The sequence below is a fragment of the Rhizobium sp. IBUN genome, assembly GCF_000510625.1.
GTDB lineage: Bacteria > Pseudomonadota > Alphaproteobacteria > Rhizobiales > Rhizobiaceae > Rhizobium > Rhizobium altiplani.
This window is the reverse complement of sequence record NZ_AZNV01000047.1, coordinates 1-21284: the sequence shown is the minus strand read 5'-3', so window position 1 is coordinate 21284 and position 21284 is coordinate 1. Positions and strand designations below refer to the sequence as shown.

At 61.4% G+C, this 21284-nt stretch carries 16 protein-coding genes; 3 read left to right on the top strand and 13 right to left on the bottom strand.

Annotation, left to right across the window (positions count from 1 at the left end; translation table 11 throughout):
• Positions 1 to 19: 19 nt before the first annotated feature.
• The gene (locus tag RHIBUN_RS0128130) at positions 20 to 1813 is read right to left on the bottom strand and encodes an acetolactate synthase 3 large subunit (protein ID WP_025662147.1); all 1794 of its coding nucleotides are present in this window, start codon (positions 1811 to 1813) and stop codon (positions 20 to 22) included.
• Positions 1814 to 2158: 345 nt separating this feature from the next.
• Here RHIBUN_RS0128130 and RHIBUN_RS0128125 point away from each other — a divergent pair, with 345 nt between their 5' ends.
• Positions 2159 to 4240 carry an ATP-binding protein gene (locus tag RHIBUN_RS0128125; RefSeq protein ID WP_025662146.1) on the top strand — a complete coding sequence of 694 codons (2082 nt, stop codon included), beginning with the start codon at positions 2159 to 2161 and terminating at the stop codon, positions 4238 to 4240.
• A gap of 17 nt (positions 4241 to 4257) precedes the next feature.
• On the opposite strand, the gene miaA is transcribed toward RHIBUN_RS0128125, so the two are convergent.
• Positions 4258 to 5148 (bottom strand): tRNA (adenosine(37)-N6)-dimethylallyltransferase MiaA, encoded by an 891-nt coding sequence (miaA, locus tag RHIBUN_RS0128120; RefSeq protein WP_025662145.1) that lies wholly within the window; start codon positions 5146 to 5148, stop codon positions 4258 to 4260.
• Position 5149: 1 nt separating this feature from the next.
• On the opposite strand from miaA, the gene serB reads away from it, so the two are divergent.
• The gene (serB, locus tag RHIBUN_RS0128115) at positions 5150 to 6040 is read left to right on the top strand and encodes a phosphoserine phosphatase SerB (RefSeq protein WP_025662144.1); all 891 of its coding nucleotides are present in this window, start codon (positions 5150 to 5152) and stop codon (positions 6038 to 6040) included.
• Positions 6037 to 6603, top strand: coding sequence for a GNAT family N-acetyltransferase (locus RHIBUN_RS0128110; RefSeq protein WP_025662143.1), 567 nt, complete (start codon positions 6037 to 6039; stop codon positions 6601 to 6603). The genes serB and RHIBUN_RS0128110 overlap by 4 nt, the downstream gene beginning before the upstream one ends.
• A 110-nt stretch (positions 6604 to 6713) precedes the next feature.
• Here the strand turns inward: RHIBUN_RS0128110 and RHIBUN_RS0128105 are convergent, their stop codons facing one another.
• The 11 genes from RHIBUN_RS0128105 to RHIBUN_RS0128055 form a co-directional block, all read right to left on the bottom strand.
• A complete protein-coding gene (locus RHIBUN_RS0128105; RefSeq protein WP_025662142.1) occupies positions 6714 to 8309 on the bottom strand; it encodes a DegQ family serine endoprotease in 1596 nt (531 codons plus the stop codon).
• 189 nt (positions 8310 to 8498) lie between these two features.
• The gene (locus RHIBUN_RS0128100; protein WP_025662141.1) at positions 8499 to 9428 is read right to left on the bottom strand and encodes a protease modulator HflC; all 930 of its coding nucleotides are present in this window, start codon (positions 9426 to 9428) and stop codon (positions 8499 to 8501) included.
• Between the two features lie 3 nt (positions 9429 to 9431).
• A complete protein-coding gene (gene hflK, locus RHIBUN_RS0128095) occupies positions 9432 to 10523 on the bottom strand; it encodes an FtsH protease activity modulator HflK (RefSeq protein ID WP_025662140.1) in 1092 nt (363 codons plus the stop codon).
• A gap of 153 nt (positions 10524 to 10676) precedes the next feature.
• On the bottom strand, positions 10677 to 11192 hold the full coding sequence (locus tag RHIBUN_RS0128090; protein ID WP_025662139.1) for a dihydrofolate reductase: 516 nt from the start codon (positions 11190 to 11192) through the stop codon (positions 10677 to 10679).
• 324 nt (positions 11193 to 11516) lie between these two features.
• The gene (locus RHIBUN_RS0128085) at positions 11517 to 13598 is read right to left on the bottom strand and encodes an FAD-binding protein (RefSeq protein WP_025662138.1); all 2082 of its coding nucleotides are present in this window, start codon (positions 13596 to 13598) and stop codon (positions 11517 to 11519) included.
• A 28-nt stretch (positions 13599 to 13626) separates the two neighbouring features.
• Positions 13627 to 14796 (bottom strand): Gfo/Idh/MocA family oxidoreductase, encoded by a 1170-nt coding sequence (locus RHIBUN_RS0128080; protein ID WP_025662137.1) that lies wholly within the window; start codon positions 14794 to 14796, stop codon positions 13627 to 13629.
• Positions 14797 to 14891: 95 nt separating this feature from the next.
• Entirely contained in the window at positions 14892 to 16547 is a 1656-nt protein-coding gene (locus RHIBUN_RS0128075) for a GMC family oxidoreductase N-terminal domain-containing protein (protein ID WP_025662136.1), read from the bottom strand.
• 4 nt (positions 16548 to 16551) lie between these two features.
• Positions 16552 to 18087: a GMC family oxidoreductase gene (locus RHIBUN_RS0128070; RefSeq protein ID WP_025662135.1), complete on the bottom strand. Its 1536-nt coding sequence runs from the start codon at positions 18085 to 18087 to the stop codon at positions 16552 to 16554.
• 22 nt (positions 18088 to 18109) lie between these two features.
• Positions 18110 to 19225 carry an ABC transporter ATP-binding protein gene (locus RHIBUN_RS0128065; RefSeq protein WP_025660749.1) on the bottom strand — a complete coding sequence of 372 codons (1116 nt, stop codon included), beginning with the start codon at positions 19223 to 19225 and terminating at the stop codon, positions 18110 to 18112.
• A 4-nt stretch (positions 19226 to 19229) separates the two neighbouring features.
• Positions 19230 to 20174, bottom strand: coding sequence for a carbohydrate ABC transporter permease (locus RHIBUN_RS0128060; protein ID WP_018117075.1), 945 nt, complete (start codon positions 20172 to 20174; stop codon positions 19230 to 19232).
• Complete coding sequence (locus RHIBUN_RS0128055) at positions 20171 to 21124, bottom strand: sugar ABC transporter permease (protein WP_025660750.1); 954 nt, start codon at positions 21122 to 21124, stop codon at positions 20171 to 20173. Before RHIBUN_RS0128055 ends, RHIBUN_RS0128060 begins: the two co-directional genes overlap by 4 nt.
• Positions 21125 to 21284: the final 160 nt, after the last annotated feature.

The window sequence follows — 21284 nt, the reverse complement described above, 5'->3', positions numbered from 1 at the left end:
GGTTTCCTCTACCTTGATATCAAACGAGCTGACGGCCCTTGGCGTCGATCGCATTGGCGACCGCCTCGTCCGTGGCTTCGTCCGGCAGCAGCATTTCGTTGTGAGCCTTGCCCGACGGGATCATCGGGAAGCAATTGGCGAGATTGGCGACACGGCAATCGAAAATGACCGGCTTCTTCACGTCGATCATTTCCTGGATTGCGCCGTCCAGATCGTCAGGCTTGTCGCAACGCAGGCCAACGGCGCCGTAGGCTTCGGCGAGCTTGACGAAGTCGGGCATCGCTTCCGTATAGGAGTTCGACAGGCGATTGCCGTGCAGCAGTTGCTGCCACTGGCGAACCATGCCCATGTACTGGTTGTTCATGATGAAGATCTTGATCGGCGCTTCGTACTGGATCGCCGTCGACATTTCCTGGATGCACATCTGGATCGAGGCGTCGCCGGCAATGTCGATGACGAGGCTTTCCGGATGCGCGATCTGCACGCCGAGCGCTGCCGGCAGGCCGTAGCCCATGGTGCCGAGGCCGCCCGAAGTCATCCAGCGGTTCGGCTTCTCGAATCCATAGAACTGCGCTGCCCACATCTGGTGTTGGCCGACTTCGGTCGTGATGTAGGTGTCGCGATCCTTGGTCAGCGCATAGAGGCGCTCCAGCGCATATTGCGGCATAATGACATCGGTGTTCTTGGTATAGGCGAAGGAGTTGCGCGCCCGCCAGCGCGTGATATCGGCCCACCAATCGGCGATCTGGCTCTTCTCCGGCTTCTTCGGCAGAGCCCGCCACAAGCGGACCATGTCTTCCAGAACGCTTCCAACATCGCCGCGAATGCCAAGATCGACGCGAACGTTCTTGTTGATAGAGGACGGGTCGATGTCGATATGGATCTTCTTCGAGTTCGGTGAGAAGGCAGTGATGCGGCCGGTAATGCGGTCGTCGAAGCGGGCGCCGATACAGACCATAACGTCGCAGTCATGCATCGCCATGTTCGCCTCGTAGGAGCCGTGCATGCCGAGCATCTTCAGCCAGTTCTTGCCTGATGCCGGATAGGCGCCAAGGCCCATCAGCGTCGAGGTGATCGGGAAATCCGTCAGCTCGACCAACTCGCGCAGAAGCTTGGTCGCCTCGGGGCCGGAGTTGATGACGCCGCCGCCGGTGTAGATGATCGGACGCCGTGCACTCGCCATCATCTCGACCGCCGCATGGATCTGGTTGAGATCACCCTGGATCTTCGGCTGGTAGCTCTTCTGGATCGCATGGGCCGCCGGCGGCGTATAAGTACCGGTGGCAAACTGGACGTCCTTCGGAATGTCGACGAGAACGGGACCCGGGCGGCCCGACTGCGCGATGCGGAAGGCTTCGTGAATAATCGCCGCGAGATCGTTGACGTCCTTGACCAGCCAGTTGTGCTTGGTGCAAGGGCGCGTGATGCCGACCGTATCGGCCTCCTGGAAGGCATCCGAACCGATCAGCGAGGTCGGAACCTGGCCGGTGAGGCAGACGAGCGGGATCGAATCCATCAAGGCGTCCTGCAGCGGCGTGACGGCATTCGTCGCACCCGGACCGGAAGTAACAAGCAAGACACCGACCTTGCCGGTTGAGCGGGCATAGCCTTCGGCCGCATGGCCGGCGCCCTGCTCATGGCGGACGAGAATGTGCTTGATCTCGTCCTGCTGGAAGATCTCGTCGTAGATCGGCAGCACTGCGCCACCCGGATAGCCGAAGATATGCTCGACGCCGTTGTCCTTCAGCGCCTGGAGGACGATCTCCGCTCCCGTCATCCGATTGCCTGCTGCCTGATTGTCCGTGCCCGTCATGTTTCTTTTCCGTTTTGACTGCTGGGATTTGAGTTCTGTGGTCCGGAAGCCCGAATTTCGGGCATAAAAAAAGGCCCCTGAGGGAGCCTGTCATCTAGCGCATGGGTGGCTATCGCCGGATGGTTACACCATCCTGCCCATGCGCTTTCCCACCACGATAAGAGCTACTGCAATTTTCATGGGGCGAAGTGATAGACAGAAAATTTCGCATCGTCAACGCATGCCGCAATAAAAAATCGAGCCCGATCGCACCAGCCGAACGTGTGCCGGAATGATCACCTATCGCAAAAAGACTTTCTTAAACGTTCGCTCATATCCTCCTTTACTATCGCAGGGAGTAGCCTTTTGCTGAACAAGGACTTGCACACGTCAGGCAAGGCAGGCGAGCATGACCGCCGCGATGACCAGACTCCGGGCAACCGGTTTCTCGGCCGCGTTGTTGCGTGCAGCGGGTCTCGCGCAACGATCGCCGCCGTCGCCGAAGCTGGGGGCACGGAGCTTGCCGAACTGTGGTCGGTCGGAAAGCTGATTTCGATCAGCGTTGGCCGAAATCGTGTGGTCGCCATCGTCTTCTCCATGAACACCGACAGTCACGGCTGGGGTGAAGGAAAAGACAACCACTTCCAGATCGAGACCGAGTTGCTCGGCGAAGTTCGCGTCGACGAGGACGGTCGCGAGCAGTTCTCGACCGGCATTTCGCGCTATCCCTATCTTGGCGCCATCGCCCACCGCATTCGCGCGAGCGACCTGATGCGGATCTACGATGCCGGCAGCGGAACGACGGCGGTCATCGGCAAGCTCACTCAGGACGAGAGCATCGATGCCGCGATTCATATCCCTTCGATGCTGTCCAAGCACTTCGCCATTGTCGGATCGACCGGCGTCGGCAAGTCGACGGCCGTCTCTCTGCTCCTGCACAAGGCAATCGAGGCAGACCCGAAGCTCCGTGTCCTGATCCTGGACCCGCACAACGAATTCGCGGCCGCTTTCCCAAAGCATTCGGTGGTTATCGACACGGACACGCTCGATCTGCCCTTCTGGCTGATGAAACTGGAAGAGTTCGCGGAAGTCGTCTTCCGGGGTCGAACACCCATCCCCGAGGAAGTCGATATTCTGCGCGACTTGTTGCCGGAGGCCAAGCGCGGCTTTCGCGGCAGCGACAACTCGATCGTGCGGCGCACCACCGAGAAAAGCTCGATTACCGCTGATACACCTGTTCCCTATCGCATGGCCGATCTGCTTGCCCTGATCGACGAGCGCATCGGCAGGCTCGAGGGTCGCGACGAAAAGCCTCTACTCAGATCGCTGAAGATGCGCATCGTCGCCGCCATCAACGATCCGCGCTACCACTTCATGTTCTCAAGCAATACGATCAGCGACACCATCATGGAGACGGTGGCGGAAATATTCCGTATCCCTGGCGATAGCAGGCCGATCTGCACCTTCCAGCTATCGGGCATCCCTTCTGAAGTAGTGAACTCGGTTGCCTCGGTCCTCTGCCGTATGGCCTTCGAAATCGCGCTGTGGAGCGACGGCGCTATCCATATGCTTGTCGTCTGCGAAGAGGCCCACCGTTACATTCCGTCCGACCCGAACCTCGGCTTCTTCCCCACAAGACAGGCCATCGCCCGTATCGCCAAGGAAGGCCGCAAGTACGGCGTATCGCTCGGGATCATCACGCAGCGACCCGGCGAACTCGACCAGACGATCCTGTCGCAGTGCTCGACCCTCTTTGCGATGCGCCTTGCCAATGACCGGGACCAGGAGATAATTCGCTCGGCCATCCCGAACTCTTCGATCTCGACGACCAGCTTCATCTCCTCGATCGGAAACGGTGAAGCGATCGCCTTTGGCGAGGCCATCAGCGTGCCGATGCGCATGCGCTTCTCGCGCGTCGATGTGCAGTACCTGCCCAAGGCGAACGGCGCCAGCGTCAAGGTGAGCGAGGAGGATCCTGATAACGTCGACCTGCGGAAGATCGTGACACGCATGCGTGCCGTCGCCGGTCCAGATATCTCGGCGTTCCAGCAAAGCTATTCGGCCGCCATCTCTCCCAGCGGTACCTACGAAGACGAAGACAGCTTTGGTGACGACTTCGACGAATTGGTAGCGGCCCCTTCCTACCCATCGGCCAACATAGCAACAACACCGCCACTGGCCCCGATCGAACCCTATCGCCGCGATATGTTGCCGGGTGCGGGCTCCGCGCGCGAGCCTGCGGCCGCCGCGTCGCCCGCACCACTCGCAGCATCGGAAACATCTATCGACAGCCGCCTCGAAGCCCTGAGGCGCGAAATGCGCGGAGAGCCTTCCTCCGGACCAGGTGACAGACCAACTGCCACGGGCGGCATCCGCCGGGAACCTGGCGTGTCTCTTCGTGACAGCATCCTGAAAAAGCCGCTCAGCAGCCTGAACAACAAGGAATAGCCGACCTCCGAGCGGTTCTACGGGAGGCGCTCCCAGCTTTCGTCCATCTGGTTGCGAAACCAGGTCATCTGTCGCTTGGCGTATTGCCGCGTCGCCGCAGCCCCCCGCTCCAGCACTTCGTCGCGGCTAAGCTCGCCTCTCAACATCGCCGCAATCTGCGAAACGCCGATGGCCTTCATGACCGGCATATCGGGCGGCAGCGAAAGCGAAAGCAGGGTCTTCACCTCGTCCTCAGCCCCCTGCTCCAACATCTTCTCGAACCGACCGTTGATCCGCTGGTGAAGGATGGCCCGATCAGGTGCGACGACGATCTTGCGAGAAGTCGAAGGATCGACGATCACAGGGCCGGTCTGCGCCTGGAAATCGGCAATCGATCGACCGGTCGCCTCGAGGACCTCCAGCGCTCTTACAATCCGCTGCCCATCCTGTGGGCGCAGACTTTCGGCGACCAATGGATCGCGCTCCCGCAGCTGCCGATAGAGTTCGTCGCGTCCTTCCTCCTGCAAGCGCGAACGAAGGCGGTTTCGCACCTCCTCCGGTATTGCAGGCATATCCGAAAGCCCACCGGTCAGCGCCTTGAAGTAGAGGCCCGTTCCGCCCACGAAGATTGGTTTGCGCCCGTCGGCATGAAGGCGTGGCAGAAGCTCGGTGACATCCCGCAGCCAAGCGCCCGTCGAATAGGCCAGGTTCGCCGGGACATGACCGTAGAGGTAATGCGGCACGCCTTGCATATCCTCGTCCGAGGGTCGCGCCGTCAGCACGCAAAGCGTGTCGTAGACCTGCATGCTGTCGGCGTTGATGACGACGCCATTATGCTGTTTCGCAAACTCGACGGCCAAGGCGGACTTGCCGCTGGCGGTCGGCCCGGTTATCAGGATCGCGTTCACTGCGCTCAGAAGGTTTTCCATCATGGCTCTCGTTGCCACGCTTGTTGCCAATCCGTCAAATCCTGTTCTCACGCCTGTCATTGCCGAGCAGGCATCCGACGCCGTGAATGCTTCCGGCCTATACTGGCTTGCCGATGGCGTTGCCTGCGATATCGCGCTGAGAGATGGGACGGATGTGGAAGCCGCCCGCGCCAACATTCTCGCCGTCATCGGCAGCGCTTCGATCGACCTTGTCATCCAGGACGCAGAGACGCGCCGCAAGAGACTGCTGATCGCCGATATGGACTCCACCATGATCGGCCAGGAATGCATCGACGAACTCGCCGCCGAAGTCGGCCTGAAGGAAAGGGTCGCCGCGATTACCGCTCGAGCCATGAATGGTGAGATTGCCTTCGAGCCTGCCCTTCGCGAGCGTGTCGCCCTCTTGAAGGGACTGCCGATATCGGTCGTGGATGAAGTCATTGCCAAGCGCGTCACACTGACCCCAGGTGGCCGCGAACTGATCGCCACCATGAAATCCAAGGGGCATTATACGGCGCTGGTCTCCGGCGGCTTTACCGTCTTCACCGGTCCCATCGCAAAGACGCTCGGCTTCGATGAAAACCGGGCGAACGTTCTTCTGGAAGACAACGGCGTTCTCACCGGCTACGTCGCCGAACCTATCCTCGGCAAGCAAGCCAAGGTCGATGCGCTGAACGACATTTCAGAAAAGCTGGGAATTTCACCGAAGGACGCCCTTGCCGTCGGCGACGGCGCAAACGATCTCGGCATGCTTCAACTCGCCGGATCCGGCGTCGCGCTGCACGCCAAGCCGACCGTCGCCGCACAGGCAAAAATACAGATCAATCACGGCGACCTTAGCGCTCTCCTCTATATCCAGGGCTACCGCAAGACCGATTTCGTAACGCCATGACAGTGATCCTAACGACCGATCGCCTGCTTCTGCGCAATTGGACTGACGAGGATCGGCCGCTTTTCCACGAGATCAATTCCGATCCCGAGGTGATGGAATTCTTCGCCGTCCGTCGCGACCGCACCGAGGCAGATTCGATGCTGGATACGATCCGCGATGCCATCGCCGAAACAGGTCTTGGCTTCTATGCCGCGGCTCTGAAGGAAACCAACGAGCCGATCGGCTTTTGCGGCCTCTGGCGACCCGAACTCGAGCCTTTCCTGCCGGCAGGCACCATCGAGGTGGGCTGGCGTCTAGCGAAGAGACATTGGGGCAAGGGCTATGCGACGGAAGCGGGAGCGGCAGCCCTTCGGCGTGGCTTCACCGAGTTCGATCCTCCCGAAATCGTCTCTTTCGCGGTGGCGGACAATCATCGCTCCACCGCCGTCATGCGCCGACTTGGCCTGCATCACGAACCCGCCCGCGATTTCGACCATCCAAGGGTTCCCGACACGCATCCGCAGCTGAAACGCCACGTTCTTTATGCAATCAGGCGTGAGCAATGGAAGCGTGGAATCGGCTGACGAAAATTGTCGTGCGCGACGGAAACCCCAGAAAGATCCGGCGCCGACTGTGATCCTCGGCGAAGGCACCACTCAGCAGTTCGTGAAAAGATGGGCCGCGCTGCGTCCTGCTATTCCATCGGCACTGCGACGAAGCGCAAGTCGCCGTTCGACGACGCGATCATCATCTGTGCGTTGCGCCGGCCTTCCTGCTTAAGCGACTGCACTTTCGCGGCAACCGCCTCGGGCGAGCGCATGAACTCCTGCGCCACCTCAACGATTACATCGCCGGGTTTCAGGCCCTTCTCCGCCGCCAGCGAACCGGGTGCGACCTCGGCAACCAGTACCCCGTCAACGCTTTCCGCGATCCCGAAGGTCTTGCGGGTCTCAGCGCTGAGCTGCGAAAGCGAGAGGCCGAGCACGTTCTTGGGGTTCGTTGTATCAGGCGTTGCCTGATCCGCCTTGCCCTTGGCATCCGGCATCGGCTGGCTCTGCTGATCATCGGGCTCGTCCATATCCTGGTTCTCGTCAGGATCCGGATTGATGATACCACCCTTATTCGGGTCGGCATCGTTGGAGGCAGCCTGATCGCTGTCTTCCAGCCGGCCGAGCTTCACCTTGACGGTCTGCTCCTTGCCATCGCGAAGAACGACGACGTCGACTTCCTTACCGACAGGGCTCTCCGCCACAACGCGCGGCAGATCACGCATCTCGTTGACCGGTTTGCCGTCGAATTTCAGGATGACATCGCCCGCCTTGATCGAACCGTCATCGACCGGCCCGCCCTTGATGACGCCGGCCACCAGCGCACCCTTGGCGCTCGAGAGACCGAGGCTATCGGCAACATCGTCGGTCACCGGCTGGATGCGAACGCCGAGCCAGCCGCGGCGCGTCTCGCCGAATTCGCGCAACTGCTCGACGACACCCGCAGCCAATTCCGACGGCACCGAGAAGCCGATACCGATCGATCCGCCGCTCGGCGAAATGATCGCCGTGTTGATGCCGATGACCTCGCCCTTCATGTTGAAGAGCGGGCCGCCGGAATTGCCCTTGTTGATCGCCGCATCCGTCTGGATGAAATTGTCGTAGGGGCCGGCGTTGATGTTGCGTCCACGCCCCGAAATAATACCCACGGTTACCGATCCGCCGAAGCCGAACGGATTGCCGATCGCCATGACCCAGTCGCCGATCCGCATCACGCTGGAATCGCCGAACTTGACGGCCGTCAGCGGTGCCTTCGGCTCAACCTTGAGGACCGAAAGGTCAGTCTTCGTATCGGTCCCGATGAGCTTCGCCTTCAGCTTAGTGCCGTCGGCGAAATTGACCTCGATGTCGTCTGCTCCCTCAATCACGTGGTTGTTCGTGACGATGTAGCCTTGCGGATCGATGACGAAGCCGGAACCCAGCGAATTGACGTTGTGGTTGCCGCCCTTGTTGCCCTTCTGCTTGTTGAAGAAGTCGTTGAAGAACTCCTGGAACGGTGAACCGTCGGGCGCGCGCGGCGCCGGGCCGACGCCCTCATCGTCCTTGACATTCTGCGATGTCGAAATGTTCACGACGGCATTGAGAAGCCCTTCGGCGAGATCGGCAACGGATGCCGGACCGTTCAGCGGCGACGTGGTGCCCTGAGCTTGCACCGAGCCGGTGAAACCAACATTAACCAGAAGTGCGGCGCCGGCCAGGAGAGCGAGCGATCGTCTGAAGGTCGGGCGGGTCGTCGGGGCCATCAAGCATCCTCATTTCAAATAAAACGCACTCTGAGCACCAGCATACGGCGGAATGATGGAGGGCGAAATCACCTTTTCGCGAAATCCCGTGCAATCTATTCGCGGCGCCGCCGCCATCCAATCGCAACATAAAAAAGGGCCGGCAAAACTGCCGGCCCGCACTTGGTTTTCCAGGTTCCGATGCCCCGATCAGTTCGTCGGTGCAGTCGGCATCGCCGGCGGTGGCGCGTTTCTTGGCGCACCGCTTGCGTCGTTGAAGAAGCGGAAGAACTGCGAGTTCGGAGAGATCACCAGCGTGGTGTCCTGCGACGTCAGTGCCGTGGAATAAGCGGCCATAGAACGATAGAACTCGAAGAATGCCGGATCCTTGCTGAAGGCATCCGCAAACAACCTGTTGCGCTCGGCGTCACCTTGACCGCGGAGGATCTCGGAATCGCGCTGCGCCTCGGCAGTGATCTCAACGACCTGCCTGTCTGCGATAGCCCGGCGACGCTGGCCCTCTTCCGTACCCTGCGCGCGCAGGAGTTCAGCTTCGGCAAGGCGCTCGGCGCGCATGCGGTCATAGGTCTTTGGCGCAACTTCGCGCGTCAGGTCCGTACGGCGGATACGAACGTCCTGAATGTTGACGCCCAGGTCCTCGGCGTCGCGATGCAGATCGTCACGCACCTCGAGCATCATTGCCACGCGCTCTTCCGACAGCGCGGCATCGAAGTCGCGCAGACCGTACACACGGCGAAGTGAGGAATCGAGCTGCGTGCGAAGGCGCGCCTCCGCTGCCTCGCGATCGCCCGACACGGTTTCGCGGAACTTGCGCACGTCCCTGATGTCATAGATCACGAAAGCATCGACATCGAAGGTCGCACCACCGCGAACCTGGACACGAATGTTGTCAAGGTCGAAGCGAAGGGCCTGCCTTTCGACGATCTGGACGCGATCGGCATCCATGAAGGCGAATGGCAGCTTGAAGTATATGCCCGGCTCGGTCTTCACCGACTGGATCTGACCGAAGCGGACCACGATTGCCTGCTCGCGCGCGTTCACAACGAAGACCGACGAATAGAGCGCGATCAAGACGACGGCGAGAAGGCCTAGGATGAGAGGAAGCCTGTTCGATGTCATGGCTCAACCTCCCTGCTGTGCCGGTTTGCCGATCTCGTTGAGCGGCAGATAGGGCACAACCCCCTGCTTCTCATCGATCACGACCTTCTTGGAGTTCTTCAGAACCTGCTCCATCGTTTCGAGGAAAAGGCGTGTCCGGGTTACGTCCGGCGCCTTCGCGTACTGATCGTTAATGAACGAGAAGCGCTGGGCCTCACCTTCGGCCTCCTTGACGACGCGGTCCTTGTAGGCCGCTGCCGCTTCGCGGATCTGGGCGGCGTCACCGCGCGCCTGACCGAGCTTCTGGTTGGCGTATTGATTGGCCTCTTCGACGAGCCGCTGCTTGTCCTGGTCGGCGCGCTGCACTTCTTCGAAGGCATCGGCAACTTCACGTGGCGGCGCCACGTCCTGGATCGTCACGGCACCGATGGAGATACCAGCCCGGTAACGGTCCATCGTCCCCTGGACGATGTTGGCGACTTCGGTCTCGATCGGCTGACGATTGTCACGGAACGCGTCCTGGGCCGGACGGCGACCAACGACTTCGCGCATGGCGCTCTCAGCGACCTGCTGCAGGGTCTCGGCCGGATTCTCGACGTTGAAGAGATAGGCCTTCGGATCGCTAACCGTGAAGAAGACGGAGAACTGGACGTTCAGGATGTTCTGGTCGCCGGAAAGCATCAGCCCGCTTGACGAAGAGGCGGACGTCGATGCCGCGCCGATGTTCTGCTGCTGCATCGTCACCTTGACGATCTCGACGGTCTCCATCGGCCACAGGTGGAAGTGCAGGCCAGGCGTGGAAATCTCTTCTTTGGGACGACCGAAACGCAATTCGACGCCGCGCTCGTCCGGCTGGACGATGTAGATGCACTGGAAGAGCCAGAACACCACAAGAATCGCCGCCGCAATGACGAGGACGCCACCGTTCAACCCGCCGGGCACTATGTTACGAAGCTGATCCTGGCCGCGCCTGATGATGTCTTCGAGATCAGGCGGCCCGCCCTTGCCACCGCCGCCACCGCGCGGGCGATTGGGCCCTTGCCCCCATGGTCCCTGATTGTTACCGCCGCCACCGCCCCAAGGGCCGCCGCCGCCATTCTGATTGCTCCAGGGCATCAAAACCTCGTTATTCGTTAAACTCACGACCGCCTACTCCACGGGGGCGGCGGACGTAGGCAGTCGTGACCGTTATAGGTATCGCCGCATCTGCTTTCAACGCAGCATGAGGAACTTGGCAATATTTATTGGAAAATAGTTGGTTTTCAGCGCTTAGCGCCTGTCGTAGACTACGAATTTCGTGGGATAGCTATCCTTGTCGCCTGCCGGCACCTCAATCGTCTCGGTCGCCCTCCAAAGCGTGGCGTCAATTGTGGGAAACGACGTGTCACCGTCAACGGATGTTTCGACATGCGTCACGCACAATCGATCGGCGAGATCGAGCGCCTGCGTATAGATCTGCCCACCGCCGATGATGCAGATTTCGTCCTCGCCGCTTCGTTTCGCAATGTCCTCGGCAAGACCGATGGCCTCGGTCAGGGATCGGGCCATACGCACATCCGGATGGTCTATTGCAGCGGCCTGTCGGGAGATCACGACATTGGCCCGCCCCGGCAACGGTTTTCCGATCGATTCATAAGTCTTCCGGCCCATGATGACGGACTTACCCAGCGTTAGAGCCTTGAACCGCTTGAGATCCGTGGATAGCCGCCATGGCATGTCCCCGTCCCGCCCGATGATGCCGTTCTCGGAAACGGCAACCACGATGGTCTTTCGAATTTCTGACATCAAGCTCTCCGATCAGGCCGCGATCGACGCAGTGGCGCCTGCGCCGGCTTCGTGGCCGGGCGCACCGTCTGCGCCATTATTTTTTCTGGGTACTCGGTACACTTGATTGAGCCTTCGTTCGGAGGTGTCGGGATCGATTCGATAGTGTCATAAAATCGTTGGCGTGGTCTAACCTTTCCTCCGGATATCCCGAGGAAGTTAGGATGGCATCGTATCGATTGTGATCGGTCTCGCCATTGCTCACATCAATGTCCCAGTCACCTAGGCGGCTGTCCGGACGCAATAGCCTGATCGCAGCCTGTGCCATCAAACGCCGGGCTCTCCTCAAACCGCGTCGAGGTCGTAGATGCGGCCCGTCAGCCATGCCGGCCAGTCGCGCTCGAAGAACGACTTGGCACCCTCGTCGAACTTGCGGTTTGGGCGGGTGGCTATCCGCATCGCGTCGCCTTCCAGTCGGACGACGATCTGCTCCTCGCGATGGGCGTCGCGCTCTTTCCGGAAGCGAAACTCCTCCAGCGGGCCGCCATTGGAAAGCGGAAGCGACTCTCCCGTAGTATCGCATATCGCGCGCGCACCACGGCTCCCGCCGCCGTTTCGAATGAAATAATCCAACGCGGCCAGCACCGCTTCCGAGGCGAGCGCCATCTGCCGCCATTGAAGTGCCCGCCCTGCCTCGGCAGCGCGCTCGTAGGCAATGCCCTTGGCCCGAATTTCGGCATTGAGCCGCCGCGCCTCGACCAAGGCCGAGGCCACGCTTTCGCCGTCGCAGATCAGGCCAGCCTTGTCGCTCATCCGCGCCTGAACTTCCGTACGGATTGCCTTTGCGGCCAGCGGACTGTCGCCCTTCAACATCCCCAGCAGCTCGAAGACGGCGGCGCCTGCGACAACCCGCAGGTCGCTCGAGAGAGCCTTCTTCGCCCTGCCACTTGCGCCGATATGCTCGGCAACGCGCGTCCCAAAGACCTGCCCCGCATTCAAGGCCGCGCCTCCTGGTCTCGTCACTCCGTGCGTACCCGCCGCCTCGCCGACCGCGTAGCAGCCCGCGAGACTGCTGCGCCCCCAGGTGTCGACCATGATGCCGCCATTCATGTGCTGGTTGTTGACGGCAAACTCCAGCGGGGCTGCAGCAATATCGACCTTGTAGCGGCGATAAAGTTCGATCGCGAGCGGATTCATATGGCGAAGACGATGGATCGGCAGATCCTGGGTCGCCGCCGCATTCCCAAGATAGCGCTTCACATCGTCATCGAGGCGCTCGAGATCGAAAGGCAGGTCGCCTGGCACCGGGAGCGGGTTCCGATTGAAGTCCATGAACACGCGCCGACCGGCCGCAGTTTCGCGATAGATCGCGAGGTCGACGAGGCTCGAACCGAAGTCGAGCATCCTCGTGGAGTGGAACGGCCACTGGTATCCCTTGCGGAAGACGTTCGACGCCAGTTCCTGCGTGGTCCGGTAGTATTCGGCGAGGAAGTGATGCTCTGTGCCCTCGGCATCGACGGAATAGATGTGCGGTATGGCCTGGACGTACGTCCCAGACAGGTTCCAGGGAAAGCCTTCCCGGCGCGTTCCAATGCCGAACTGGCTCTCGGTCAGGTTCACCAGGTCGACGCCTGCCTCGAGCGCCAGCCCAAGCGAACCGAAACAGCCGTTCGGATAGACGCTGTCGCGGTAGAGCTCGCCCGGTCCGCCCGCGGCAAGAACGATCACCTCCGTGGCGAACAACGCAACGCCGAGCGGATTGGTCTCGGTCCGGTCGTTTGCCCGAACGGCGAGAGCGCCGACCACGCGCCGGCTTCCCTGCTCGCCTTCCGTCAGGATCTTGACGGCGGTCGTATGGTTATAGAACGGGATGTCGAGCCGGATGGCTTCCTCGGCCAGAACCTTGACCATGAGCCTCGAGGTGCGCGGACCGCAGCTCGTTGCCCTTCCCACTTCGTCGTGGTCGGTTTGATAGCGGAGGGTGCCACCGAGCGGCTCCTGCGGCAGCGGCAGTCCAAGGAACTGCAGGGACGCCATCATTCGGCCCGATCCGACGGCCTCGACATAGGCCGTGTCCTCGTCCATCGCGCCGCCGGCCCGGATCGCCCGTGCCATCGCCTTGTAATTGTCGCCCTGATCCGCGGTATTCGCCGTATGGAGCGTCTGCTTGTCCGATCCGGAACAGGCTGAGGTCCCACCCCATGCACTTTGGCTCATGATTGCGACGTCGTCTCCACGGCGATTGAGCTCCACGGCGGCCCGCAGTCCCGCTGCCCCCGATCCAACGACGACGCATCCCGCCCTGTAGACCGGCACGTCGATACCCGCGAGCCGAATGGTCTCCGAGGGTGCGGCTTCCTGCGCCAACCGAGGCATGTCGACGTCAGTCAGGGCGTCGAGGATGTGCTGCGGGACATCGATGGTCATTGGACTGGTCCTTGGGATCTTCGTGCGATCAAACAAGCGGGATGTCGACCCAGCGCCTCAGGCGAGAAGACTCCATGCACGCGTCGACGATCTGGCAGATGTGATGGCCGTCCTCGAACGTCGGCCACATGGGAGTCTTGGTAGTAATCGATTTCACCACCTCGGCGGCTTCGATGATCTTGCTCTCGTTGTAGCCGAGTGCGAAGTTCGGAAGCGGCAGGAATGCCCTGAAGGTTGGGTTTTCCGGGCCGACGTCGATTTCGCGAAATCCGCTCCGGCCGGTGCGGTCGTCGTTCGTGTAGAAGCGGAGCCGATTCACCTCATCATAGGTGTAGGCGATGCTGCCCTTGGTTCCGTAGATTTCGTAGGTCTGCATGAACTTGCGGCCAGTGGCGACACGACTGAAGTCGACGATACCGGCTGCGCCATTCTCGAAGCGGCAAAGGAGGTTCGTGGCATCGGGATTGGTGATGTCAGCCCACGTCTCGTCGCCCTTGAGCTTGACCTGTTCGCCGTAGGCAAGCCCCTCGACAACAGGGCGTTTGGGAGTGACGATCAGGTTGTCGGCAATCAGCGAGCTGACGCGGCCGACGAGAAACTCCATGAAGCTGAAGATGTGCGACCCGGTGTCGCCGACGATGCCCGTCGGAGCAAGCTTTCCGTCGGCGCGCCACATGAAGGGCGTCATAGGATCGCCATACATGTCTACATGCTGGCAGCCCTTGAACATCTTGATCTCGCCGATCTCGCCCGCCTCGATGATCTCCTTGGCGAGGTCATGGACTGGGTTACGAGGAAACGCATGGCCAACGCGGGTGATGACGCCCTTTTCCCTGGCGATGTCGGCAAGCTCGCGAGCCTCAGCGGCGGTGTTTGCCAACGGCTTCTCGCAGTAGACGTGCTTGCCTGCGATCAGGGCGGCTTTGGCCACCTCGTAGTGCAGGCTGTCGGGCAGGCAGATGTCGATGAGATCGACGTCCGGGTCGGTTACCGCCTGCTTCCAGTCCTGCAGGATCTTGGCGCCGGGAGCTCGTCTGGCAAGATCTTCCGCAGCCTTCGGATTGGCCTCGACGATGGCGACGACGTGCGCGGTCCCGCCGGACACCCCCAGGAAATGAGGAAACGTCTGGTAGGCCATGGTATGAACCTTGCCCATCCAGCCGGAGCCGCCCAGCACCGCTACCCTGACTTCGGCCATTATGAAAACTCCCCTGAAAGCCGGTCCGTTCATGACCGGTCACTGCTGTTTCAACTGTTCCGCGTTGTCGCGCAGGCGTGACGTGTTTTGCCGTCCTACCGAACGCCGGCCCGAGCCCTCGGACGCGTATCGTTGCGCTCGTACGAGAAGATCGTCGATGGAAGCGGTGGCAGGTCGCGGATGAGGTCCGATCCCTTTTCGCCAACCATGATGGTCGGAGCGTTGGTGTTGCACGAGGGAATCCTTGGCATGATCGAGGAATCGCAGATGCGCAGCCCCTCGAGACCATGGACCCTGAGATCGAGGCCGACGACGGCGTCCGGGCCTGTCCCCATCTTGCAAGTGCCGACGGGATGGTGGTCGGTCTTGGCATTCGCGCAGCCGTACTCGATGAGCTGCTCATCGGTCATGATCTTCGGACCGGGAAGACGTTCAGCCAGAACGTAGGGCTTGAGCGCCGCCTGCTGCATGATCTCGCGAGCGATCTTCAGGCCCTCGAGCGACATCTTCTTGTCGCGCGGGTCCGACCAGTAGTTCGGATCGATCAGCGGTGCTGCTGCGGGATCGGACGAAGACAGGCGGACCGTGCCGCGCGATCTCGGGTGGAGATACGCGGAGTTGAGCGTGACGCCCGCGTTCCTCAGGCGCTCGACCCCAGCCTCGATGCCGGATCCCAGGCCGAGGTGGAACTGGATGTCGGGCGAACGGGCGTCCGGATCGGCGTACCAGAAACCGCCAGTTTCGAAGAGAGATGAGGCCACCGGCCCCGTGCGGAAGAGCACGTACTCCATCCCGGCCCATAGGGTGCGGTGCAGCTTGGCGACCCCGTCATATGTGTGGTCTCCGGTGCATTCGGAGATGACGAAGAGATCGAGGTGATCCTGCAGGTTGCCGCCAACGCCCGGAAGATCATGGAGCACCTTTACACCTACGGCACGCAGGTGGTCGGCAGGACCAATGCCCGACTGAAGAAGCAGCTTCGGCGAACCGATCGCGCCCGAGGAAACAAGCACTTCACGCTCGGCGCGAATGACCTCCGGACCGTTTCCGCTTGCTATCTCGACGCCGACGGCACGATTGCCTTCCAGGACGATGCGCGAGACGCGCGCGCCGGTGCGCACCTTTAGGTTCTTGCGATTCTTGATCGGCGAGATGTAGGCCATGGATGCCGAGGAGCGGCGATGGTCGCGCTGCGTAACCTGGTAGAAGCCGATACCCGCCTGCTGGCGGCCGTTGAAGTCGGGGTTGTAGGGAATACCAAGCTCCTGCCCCGCGCGGATATACGCGTCGCAAATGGGCAGAGGTGCGGCCGGCATGGATACGCCGAGCGGACCACCATAGGAATGGTAGTCGTCCGAGAAGCGCTGATTGTCTTCAGCGCGCTTGAAGTAAGGGAGTATCGCGCGATAGTCCCAGCCCTCGCAACCGTCTTCGCTTGCCCAGAGATCATAGTCGGCCGCATTGCCGCGGGTGTAGAGCTGGGCGTTGATCGACGAACCGCCGCCGATCACCTTCGCCTGCGTGTAGCGCAGCACCCTGCCGTTCATGTGTTTCTGCGGAACCGTCTCCCAGCCCCAACTGGCGACGCCCTTCGTCATCTTCGCGAAGCCCGCCGGCATGTGGAACAGCGGGTTCCAATCGCCGCCGCCGGCTTCAAGCAGCAGCACCTTGACGTTCGGATCTTCGCTCAGCCGGTTTGCAAGCACGCATCCGGCCGGACCAGCTCCCGTGATGATGTAGTCGAAACGCATTTTGCTAATCCTGTTGGATGCGAGAGAACAATGGGCCGACTTGCAAATCCTGCGATGCGATATGGTCGGCTACGCGCAGCGCCTGGCTCGCCACCGTGAGTGCGGGATTTACCGCAGCCGACGTCGGCAGGAAGCTGGCGTCCACGACGAACAGGTTCCGGTGATCATAGGCGCGGCAGTATGGATCGAGCGGCGCGTTCGCCGGGTCATTCCCGATCCTGACGGTGCCGCACTGGTGCGACGGCGTGCGCTTGTCGAAGGGCTTTGAAAGGACGATCGGGAATCCGATCGACTTGAGTACCGCCTTCAGCTTCGCGACCAGCGCGAGATGCGCGTCCCAATTCGTTCGCTGCCACTGCAGCACGATGCGGTCGCCGTCGACCATCACACGGCTTTCCGGGTTCGGCACGTCCTCGCTCATCGCATAGAAGTCGATCGCGTGGCTTGTCATGGTGTGCAACAGCCATTCCGGAGCCCAGGGCAGCGACCCCTTCAGAACCTTCGCCGAAATCCTGCCCAGCAACTGCACGTTCCCCAACGGCGGGCCGCCGCTTCCATCGGACAGATAGAAATCGTTGAATCCGAACGTCTTCTGGTAGATCGACGTGTTTCGGTAGGTGGGCGAAACCGCGATCACGGCCGAGGAATTATGATTCATGAAGTTCCGCCCGACCTGATCGGAGGAATTCGCGAGTCCATTCTTGTGACGCGCATCGGCCGAGCGCAACAGCAGGACAGCGGACTGAACGGCGCCCGCCGAGAGAATGACGAGCTTCGGAGCAACGGTAAGGTCCTCACCGTTCTTGCGGTAATGGACGCGCTCGATCCTGCCATTCTCGCCCGCCTCGAGCTTCGTGACCTTCGCGTTCGTCTCAAGGCGGACGTTCGGATACTCCAGAGCCTTGAGGAGGGCAGCCGTCTCGGCGTCCATCTTTCCATCGCGGGAATTGGGATGCGCGTCCCAGGGCGTTCTCGCCTTCGACAGCCAGACGTCGATATCCACTCCCAATGGCAGCGAGAACGGATGCAGGCCCTTGGCCTTCAGCCGCGCCCTGACATCGGCAATCGGCGGTTCGTCGGGAACCGGTGGGTAAGCGTAGTTGCCCGAGTGAACGGGCTCTGTCGGGTCATCTCCCAGGTTTCCCCGAACCTCGTACAGACGTTCCGCGCGGCTGTACCAAGGTTCCAAAACCTCGTAGGGAAACGGCCACGCGGGCGACACCCCTTCCCCATGTTGCATCTCCTCGAAATCCTCCCGGCGATAGCGCGAGAGCACGGCGCCGTAGAATTTCGAGTTGCCGCCGACATTGTAGTAGTTGCCCGGATTGAAGCCGGTGCCGTCGGCTTCGTACCAGGTTTCCTTCGGCCGAAAATGGCCGCGCTGAAAGATCGCGCGTTGATCCCGGTTCTCAGGACGATCGGCGATGAAATCACCCGCTTCGAGGATCAGGATATCGGCGCCAGTCGCCGCCAGTCCGGCGGCGACCGTGGAGCCGCCCACGCCCGAGCCGATGATGACGATATCAGGAGAGCTGTTCATGTTTGGAATCCTGGCTCCTGGTTTAAGCGATGCGGGTTTGGCTTTGCGGATCGAAGAACACGGCTTTGTCGAGGTTGAAGGCGAGGCGGGCGTGCTGGCCGGCCTGGATGCGGGCGTCGGCCCTGAGCCGCGCCACGACCTCCTTGCCGCCGAGCTTGGTGACCGCGAAGGTGTCGGATCCGGCCGGTTCCACCACCTCGATCAGGCAGTCGCTTTCGGCCAGCGCCTTGGCGTTGCGGTCCGCACCGTCAGGATCGGTCAGCGCCTCGGGGCGGATGCCGAAGACGATCTCGCGGCCGGTATGCGCTTCGAGCGCGCCGTTGCCCGCCGTGACAGGCAGCCGGATCGGCTCGCCCTGCGGACGTGAAAGCGACACGGTCAGGCCGGACGCCCCCTTCTCGATCGTCCCCGCGAGGAGGTTCATCGCCGGCGAGCCCATGAAGTCGGCGACGAACATGTTGGCCGGGTTGTTGTAGATCTCGGCCGGCGTGCCGAACTGCTGCACCTCGCCGTCGCGCATGACGGCGATCTTGGTGGCCAGCGTCATCGCCTCGATCTGGTCGTGGGTCACATAGACGATCGTCGTGCCGGTCGCCTGGTGCAGCCGCTTGATCTCGATGCGCATGTCGACGCGCAGCTTGGCGTCGAGGTTGGAGAGCGGTTCGTCGAACAGGAACAGCTTCGGGTCGCGCACCAGGGCGCGGCCCATGGCGACGCGCTGGCGCTGGCCGCCCGACAGCTGGCTCGGCTTGCGATTGAGCAGGTGGCCGATCTGCAGCACCTTGGCGACCTTGTCGATCGCCTTGTTGCGCTCCTCGACCGGCACGCCGCGCATCTCCATGCCGAAGGCGATGTTTCCGGCCACCGTCATGTTCGGGTAGAGCGCGTAGCTCTGGAACACCATGGCGATGTCGCGCTTCGACGGATGCAGGTCGGCAATGCTGCGGCCATCGACGCGAATGTCGCCCTCGGTGATCGATTCCAGGCCGGCAATGGTGTTGAGCAAGGTCGACTTGCCGCAGCCGGACGGGCCGACGAGCACGAGGAAGCCGCCCTTTTCCAGGTCAAGGTTGATGCCCTTGAGGATCTCCAGCGAGCCGAAGCGCTTCTTGAGACCTGAGATTTCGAGGAAAGCCATTGGATTATCCTTTGACAGCGCCCGCCATCAGGCCACGCACGAAGTAGCGGCCGGCGAGAATGTAGACGAGGAGGGTCGGAAGCGCTGCGATCATCGCCGCCGCCATGTTGACGTTGTATTCGACGACACCGGTGGAGGTGTTGACGACGTTGTTCAGCGCCACCGTCATCGGCATGGAATCGCCCGTGCCGGCATAGGCCGAGGCAAACAGGAAGTCGTTCCAGATGTTGGTGAACTGGTAGATGACGGTGACGACGATGATCGGCAGCGAGTTCGGCAGCATGATGCGGCGGAAGATCTGGAAGAAGCTGGCACCGTCGACCTGCGCCGCCTTCACCAGTTCGGTCGGAAAGGCCTCGTAATAGTTGCGAAAGAACAGCGTCGTGAAGCCGAGGCCGTAGACGACGTGAACGGTGACGAGGTTGACGGTCGGATTGCCGAAGCCGAGCGACATGCCGATCTGGTCGCGCAGCGTCGCCCCGAAGCGGCCGAGGCTGCCAAGGATGGTCGCCATCGGCAAGAGCACCGACTGGAACGGGATGAAGCAGGCAAACAGCATCAGGCCGAACACCAGCGTGTGGCCGGGGAAGCGCCACTTGGTCAGGATGTAGCCATTCAGCGCGCCCATGATCGTCGAGATCGCCACGGCCGGAACGACCATCTTGATCGAGTTCCAGAAGTAGCCCTTGATGCCGGCGCAGGTCAGCCCGACGCAGGCCTGCCCCCAGGCCTTGAACCAGGGCTCGATGGTCGGCGACTGCGGCAGCGCCAGCATGTTGCCGTTCTGGATCTCGTCCATCGTCTTGAACGAGGTCACCAGCATGACGAACAGCGGCATCAGGTAGATGATCGCGAAGATGACAAGCAGCCCGTAGATGAAGATCCGGCTGAACAGTCTGTTGCGCGAGGCGCTGGCCGCACTCGGCAGGGTCGAGGTGACGGCGCTCATCGCGATTTCTCCCTGAGTTCCGAATAGAGATAGGGAACGATGATCGCCGAAATCGTCATCAGCATGATCACCGCGCTCGCCGAGCCGACGGCCATCTCGTTGCGCTTGAAGGTGTATTCGTACATGAAGTTGGACGGCAGCCAGGCCGAGCCGCCGGGGCCGCCCGAGGTCAGTGCCACAACCAGATCGTAAGACTTGATCGCCATGTGGGCGAGCACGATGAAGGCCGACAGGAAGATCGGTCTGAGCAACGGGATGATGATGCGGCGATAGAGCTGCACGGTCGTCGCCCCGTCGATCTGCGCCGCCTTCATGATCTCGCTGTCGATGCCGCGAAGGCCGGCAAGGAACATCGCCATGACGAAGCCGGACGCCTGCCAGACACCGGCGATCACGACAGTATAGATCACGAAGTCCTTGTTCTTGATCCAGTCGAAGTGGAAGCTCGTCCAGCCGAACTGATGCAGCGTCTGCTCGAGCCCGAGCCCCGGATCGAGGAACCATTTCCAGGCAACGCCGGTGACGATGAAGGAGAGCGCCATCGGATAGAGGAAGATCGGCCGCAATATGCCCTCGCCGCGGATCTTCTGGTCGAGCAGGATCGCCAGGAACAGGCCGAGCGCCAGGCAGATGCCGACATAGAGCACACCGAAGATGCCCATGTTGGTGATCGAGGTGTACCAGCTGGACGGCGGATCGCTTTCGAACGTCCAGCGCCACAGCCGCTGATAGGCGCGCGGGCCCGTCAGCACGTAGGACGGAAAGGTCTTGGAATTGGTGAAGGACAGATAGATCGTCCAGAGGATGAAGCCGTAGACGAACACAAGCGTGATGGCGAAACTCGGCGCGAGCACGATCTTCGGCAGCGCGTCCTGCAGGCGCGAGCGGATGGAAATGGGCGTTCCACGGTGCGGCGTGAGAACGGTTTTATCGGTAGCGATGGTGCTCATGGGGTCATCTCCTCCAACGAGATCGTCCGTGGCGGAATCTTCCCCGCCGACACCGGCGGGGAAGACCGTGGGAGGCCTTGATTACTTGGCGTCGTCGATGGCCTTGACGAGCTCTTCGACCGCCTGGTCGGAGGTCTTGATCTGGCCATGCACGAACTTC

What these genes read in the sequence shown, in the direction of transcription:
- RHIBUN_RS0128100 (WP_025662141.1), bottom strand. Translation starts at nt 9,428, where the DNA reads ATGACATCGAACAGGCTTCCTCTCATCCTAGGCCTTCTCGCCGTCGTC.
- RHIBUN_RS0128055 (WP_025660750.1), bottom strand. Translation starts at nt 21,124, where the DNA reads ATGAGCACCATCGCTACCGATAAAACCGTTCTCACGCCGCACCGTGGA.
- RHIBUN_RS0128065 (WP_025660749.1), bottom strand. Translation starts at nt 19,225, where the DNA reads ATGGCTTTCCTCGAAATCTCAGGTCTCAAGAAGCGCTTCGGCTCGCTG.
- RHIBUN_RS0128130 (WP_025662147.1), bottom strand. Translation starts at nt 1,813, where the DNA reads ATGACGGGCACGGACAATCAGGCAGCAGGCAATCGGATGACGGGAGCG.
- RHIBUN_RS0128085 (WP_025662138.1), bottom strand. Translation starts at nt 13,598, where the DNA reads ATGACCATCGATGTCCCGCAGCACATCCTCGACGCCCTGACTGACGTC.
- RHIBUN_RS0128090 (WP_025662139.1), bottom strand. Translation starts at nt 11,192, where the DNA reads ATGTCAGAAATTCGAAAGACCATCGTGGTTGCCGTTTCCGAGAACGGC.
- RHIBUN_RS0128070 (WP_025662135.1), bottom strand. Translation starts at nt 18,087, where the DNA reads ATGAACAGCTCTCCTGATATCGTCATCATCGGCTCGGGCGTGGGCGGC.
- RHIBUN_RS0128080 (WP_025662137.1), bottom strand. Translation starts at nt 14,796, where the DNA reads ATGGCCGAAGTCAGGGTAGCGGTGCTGGGCGGCTCCGGCTGGATGGGC.
- hflK (WP_025662140.1), bottom strand. Translation starts at nt 10,523, where the DNA reads ATGCCCTGGAGCAATCAGAATGGCGGCGGCGGCCCTTGGGGCGGTGGC.
- RHIBUN_RS0128060 (WP_018117075.1), bottom strand. Translation starts at nt 20,174, where the DNA reads ATGAGCGCCGTCACCTCGACCCTGCCGAGTGCGGCCAGCGCCTCGCGC.
- RHIBUN_RS0128075 (WP_025662136.1), bottom strand. Translation starts at nt 16,547, where the DNA reads ATGCGTTTCGACTACATCATCACGGGAGCTGGTCCGGCCGGATGCGTG.
- miaA (WP_025662145.1), bottom strand. Translation starts at nt 5,148, where the DNA reads ATGGAAAACCTTCTGAGCGCAGTGAACGCGATCCTGATAACCGGGCCG.
- serB (WP_025662144.1), top strand. Translation starts at nt 5,150, where the DNA reads ATGGCTCTCGTTGCCACGCTTGTTGCCAATCCGTCAAATCCTGTTCTC.
- RHIBUN_RS0128105 (WP_025662142.1), bottom strand. Translation starts at nt 8,309, where the DNA reads ATGGCCCCGACGACCCGCCCGACCTTCAGACGATCGCTCGCTCTCCTG.
- RHIBUN_RS0128110 (WP_025662143.1), top strand. Translation starts at nt 6,037, where the DNA reads ATGACAGTGATCCTAACGACCGATCGCCTGCTTCTGCGCAATTGGACT.